This window comes from Acidiphilium sp. (genome assembly GCF_049977125.1).
GTDB lineage: Bacteria > Pseudomonadota > Alphaproteobacteria > Acetobacterales > Acetobacteraceae > Acidiphilium.
Map to the genome: position 1 here is coordinate 1 of NZ_JBMFGY010000208.1, position 4003 is coordinate 4003.

Annotated in this window: 3 protein-coding genes; 2 read left to right on the plus strand and 1 reads right to left on the minus strand. The window is 59.4% G+C overall.

Translation table 11 applies throughout. The annotated features are described in order from the left end of the window. Positions 1 to 4 precede the first annotated feature (4 nt). Complete coding sequence (locus tag ACP5E6_RS16785; protein ID WP_427956090.1) at positions 5 to 274, plus strand: HU family DNA-binding protein; 270 nt, start codon at positions 5 to 7, stop codon at positions 272 to 274. Between the two features lie 29 nt (positions 275 to 303). On the opposite strand, the gene ACP5E6_RS16790 is transcribed toward ACP5E6_RS16785, so the two are convergent. After that, a complete protein-coding gene (locus tag ACP5E6_RS16790) occupies positions 304 to 624 on the minus strand; it encodes a hypothetical protein (protein WP_427956084.1) in 321 nt (106 codons plus the stop codon). Here ACP5E6_RS16790 and ACP5E6_RS16795 point away from each other — a divergent pair. Next, on the plus strand, positions 623 to 3979 hold the full coding sequence (locus ACP5E6_RS16795) for a DEAD/DEAH box helicase (protein WP_427956087.1): 3357 nt from the start codon (positions 623 to 625) through the stop codon (positions 3977 to 3979). The genes ACP5E6_RS16790 and ACP5E6_RS16795 overlap by 2 nt on opposite strands. Positions 3980 to 4003: the final 24 nt, after the last annotated feature.

Here is a 4003-nt window from a genome sequence, read left to right on the forward strand (position 1 = left end):
CAGGGTGACGAAGGCATTTATCGCAGAAACCCTTCAGAAGTCAGCCGACCTCAACGGCGTGACCGCCCTCAAAGTCGCGGGCGCCGTAGTCGGCGCGATCGTGGCGGAGATGAAAAAGAACGGCAAATTCACACTGCCGGGTTTCGGGACCTTCACGGTACGAAAAACCAAGGCGCGTAAGGGGGTCAATCCGCGTCTGGGCACGCCGATCAAAGTCAAGGCCGGCAAAACGGTCCGGTTCAAGGCATCTCCGACGTTGAAGAAAGAATTGTGATCGGGGTGAGGAGTCACGTGGCTAGCCGATCACTTCTCAGAAATTGCGAGCTTGAAGCATGGCGTTGGAAGGCCGGCATTGAGGCGCGGGTTAACCGACCAGGCCAACATCCCGCGCGTGCAATATTTTTGTAAAGCCTCCTCACATTCCGGGCATATGAGCGAACGAAGTAATTGAACCTCCCGTAGCCCGGGAATTTGCTTGCCGGCGCGATTGTAACGGTCGTCGTTTCCAAGGGTATCAGTACCGCTTACGCCGATCGGAATGACGGTCCATTTTTCCCGATCGACGTCGCGGATTGCCGCCAAATAAAGTTTGACGATTTCTCGACTTGGGTGATTGTAGCGCATGTCGATATCGGCCGAGACCGCCCGGGATGTATTGCGATCCTGGATCGCCTGTGAGGTCCTGTCCCCGCAAATCACCAAAGGAAATGGCTGGAGCGATGTCGCCGGTGAGCGCGGCGGACGGATACGCAATCGGAAAACCGATGCTGATGATGGACCGACCCTCTGGGAACCACCCCAGGACGGCGATCCGACGCCGTGGCCGATCCTGACGGAAAGCCAACGCGGCGATCAGCATGAAAGCCAGGCTCCCGCCGATCCGGCTGAACCTAGGCCTGCGGCGATCGAGGCCGGAGGACAGCCAGATCGGAAGCCCCGGACATGGTACTCCGTCATACTGGCAGCGATGCCGGCAGGCGAATCATTCAAATGGCTCGATGATTTTTTCGACGATGACGCGGATGAGGATCAGACCAGCCGTCCATTGTCCGGAAATATTGTTGCGGCCTCCGTGACGCTCGACGAGTGGGGAATCATCGTATCCGACAGCCTCGCAATCAGTAGCTTTTGCTGGGGTTTCGGTCATCTTTCGACCGGCGGTACGACGGATGGCCTATCTGACTGGCGCACCGCAGAACGCGGTCTCAAATTGAGGTTCACTGATCTCCTTGCACCACGCGGCACGGACGGGCAGCCGCGTTCGTTGACATGGGATGATCTGCGCGGCGTGTCCCGCGCGTTGGTTGAGGAACTCGGTATTCCCGAAGATCTCCAGATCCTGACCCCCTGCGTAATCGAGATGGTCCGTCGTGACCCGCCCGCAGCCGACATTCTTTCAAGTTTTTATCTCTCCGATCTATCCAAAGTCCTCGCCGATGTCGAAGCCAAAACCGTGACAGGCGCGGCGGCCTCCTACCTTGGTTTGAACCCGCCAGTCGATCCGTGGGATTGCCTAACCGATAGGCTCAAATTGTCGCAACTGCTGGACCCCGGTTTGTTCCCCCTGGGACGGTGGCCCGGCAAAGGTCTTCATCCCCTGACGTTACTGCAGCAAGCCGCTGTCAATGCCATCGTACGCGACCTGAGCGCAGACGGCCTCGCTGCCGTGAACGGGCCGCCGGGCACAGGCAAAACGACCCTGCTACGAGATCTGGTGGCCCATGTGATTATCGCGCGGGCCGAGCGCCTGGCAGCCGTCGCGAAGCCCTGGAACGGGCTGGGTGATATTGACCTCATGGACTACGCGATCGTGGTGGCGAGCAGCAACAACGCAGCGGTTGAAAATATCAGTCTCGAGTTGCCAGTGCGGGAGAAGGCACTCGATCCGTCGATCTGGAACGAAGGCGGGCTCGACTATTTCGGCCACACGGCGACCGCCCTTCTCAACCTGCCGAAGGACGTATCCGAAGCTCAAAGGGCTTGGGGTCTAATTGCCGCCCGCCTGGGCAATGCGGATAACAAACGGAAGTTTTTCGAGAGATTCTGGTGGGACAACGAGTGGGGGCTGAATGAGTGGTTCAAACGCCTTGTCTCACCAGACCTGCAGCGGCCAGATCCGCCCGGGAAACTCGTCCGGCTTGATCCGCCAATGCGACCACCCGAAGCGCAACAGCTGTGGCGGAAGACCCGCGCTGAATTTTCGCGTGCGCTGGCGACATGCCGCCGGCTACGTGCCGAACTCGTCGACCTTGCCCAAACCGCTGAGTCTTTGCGTTGTTGTGAGACGCGTCTCCCAGGCATTAGAGCTCAAACGATAGGATTACAGCGCGATCTGCAATCGGCGCGAAAGGCAACGCTGGATGCGCGCGAGCATCTCGGACATCTTCTCGCGGAAGAAGCCGCCCTAAATACCAGATTGGCGGCCCTGACCGCAATCAAGCCGACCTGGCTCAGCCGACAATTGAAAAGTGCCGCATGGCGAACGCATGAAGCAGCCATCCGCCGGCTGGTGGATGAGCTGGGTGATGTGGCGCAAACGGTGAAGGCGGCCAGGATCAGTGTCACGGCAGCCACTGGAGAGGAAGAGCGCCTTGCCATCTCATCGGCCGCAATTGAAGCGAGCCTGAAAAGCATGGAAGATGAGGCGATCCGCCTCAACCAAAAACTTGTTGATGCAGGAGATGATCTGGGTGTTGCGTGCCCAGCGCCGGAGTTCTGGTCCCAGCCCGATGACAGTCTCTATCAATCGAGCCCATGGAACGGGGGACGGTTCCGGACGGCGCGCGACGTTCTGTTTATGGCCGCAATCCGCTTGCAGCGCGCCTTCATCGTCGCCGGCGCGTCAAAGCTGAAACCGTCACTCAACATCATCGCTAAAGCCACCTCCGGCGGCCCGGGTACCCCAAGACCGAGTGCGCGCGACTGGGGTGTATTCTTCCTTCTTGTCCCGGTCGTATCATCGACCTTTGCCTCGATCGGTCGAATGTTTCAGGATTTCGGAGCCTCATCCATCGGCTGGTTGATGATCGACGAGGCCGGTCAGGCTGCGCCTCAGCAAGCGGTCGGGGCCATCTGGCGGGCCCGACGCACTGTCGTGATCGGCGACCCGCTTCAGATCGAGCCTATCACAAGCATACCTCCCCGTACGATGCAGCTGATCTTCAAAAGCCATGGCCTCGATGCAGTGCCCTGGAGCGCGCCACGAGATTCAGTGCAGACCCTTGCGGATCGGGCAAGCCAAATCCAGGGCTATTTTCCGCTCGAGGATGGCATCAAAGAGAACGACAGTCGCGTGACCGGAATTCCACTGCTGGTCCATCGCCGATGCGATCAACCTATGTTCGAGCTCGCAAACCGCATTGCCTACGCCGACCGAATGGTTTTTGCGACAGAGCCTGGGCCGTCTCCCATTCGGGACGTGCTCGGCGGCTCGGCCTGGATCGATGTCGACGCTCCCTCGAGCGACAAATGGGTCCATGAGGAAGGCGTGCTCATCGTGCAGGCCATTGCTGAGCTTTGTGCTAGCTATCCTGAACCGCCGGATCTCTATGTAATATCACCATTCCGCATGCCGGCAGCCCAATTGCGATCACTGCTCTTGCAGACCCGAGACGTTCTACCCGGCCGCCCTCGGAGGGACCGCGAGGCTTGGGTAGAGAAGCGGGTCGGCACCGTTCATACTTTTCAAGGCAAAGAAACGGAGGCCGTCATCCTGATGCTCGGGGCCGGGCGAGGTGCCAAACCCGGATCACGCAGTTGGGCGGGTGGAACACCGAACCTGCTGAATGTCGCCGCAACCCGTGCCAAACGGGTGCTCTACGTGGTCGGAAATCGACAGGAATGGCAGGGCGCTGGTGTATTCGGGGAGGCTGCGCATTTGCTTGACGTCAGAAACGGACAGCAATGGCTGAATGACGAAATCTCTCGCCGCGGTCCAGACGTGTTATCACTCCTCAAGACGCAGCAGGCACCTGAATGAGGGCAGGGTGATAGTCGACCGAGC

Coding starts and splice junctions, on each gene's coding strand:
- ACP5E6_RS16795 (WP_427956087.1), top strand. CDS start 623: ATGTCGATATCGGCCGAGACCGCCCGGGATGTATTGCGATCCTGGATC.
- ACP5E6_RS16790 (WP_427956084.1), bottom strand. CDS start 624: ATGCGCTACAATCACCCAAGTCGAGAAATCGTCAAACTTTATTTGGCG.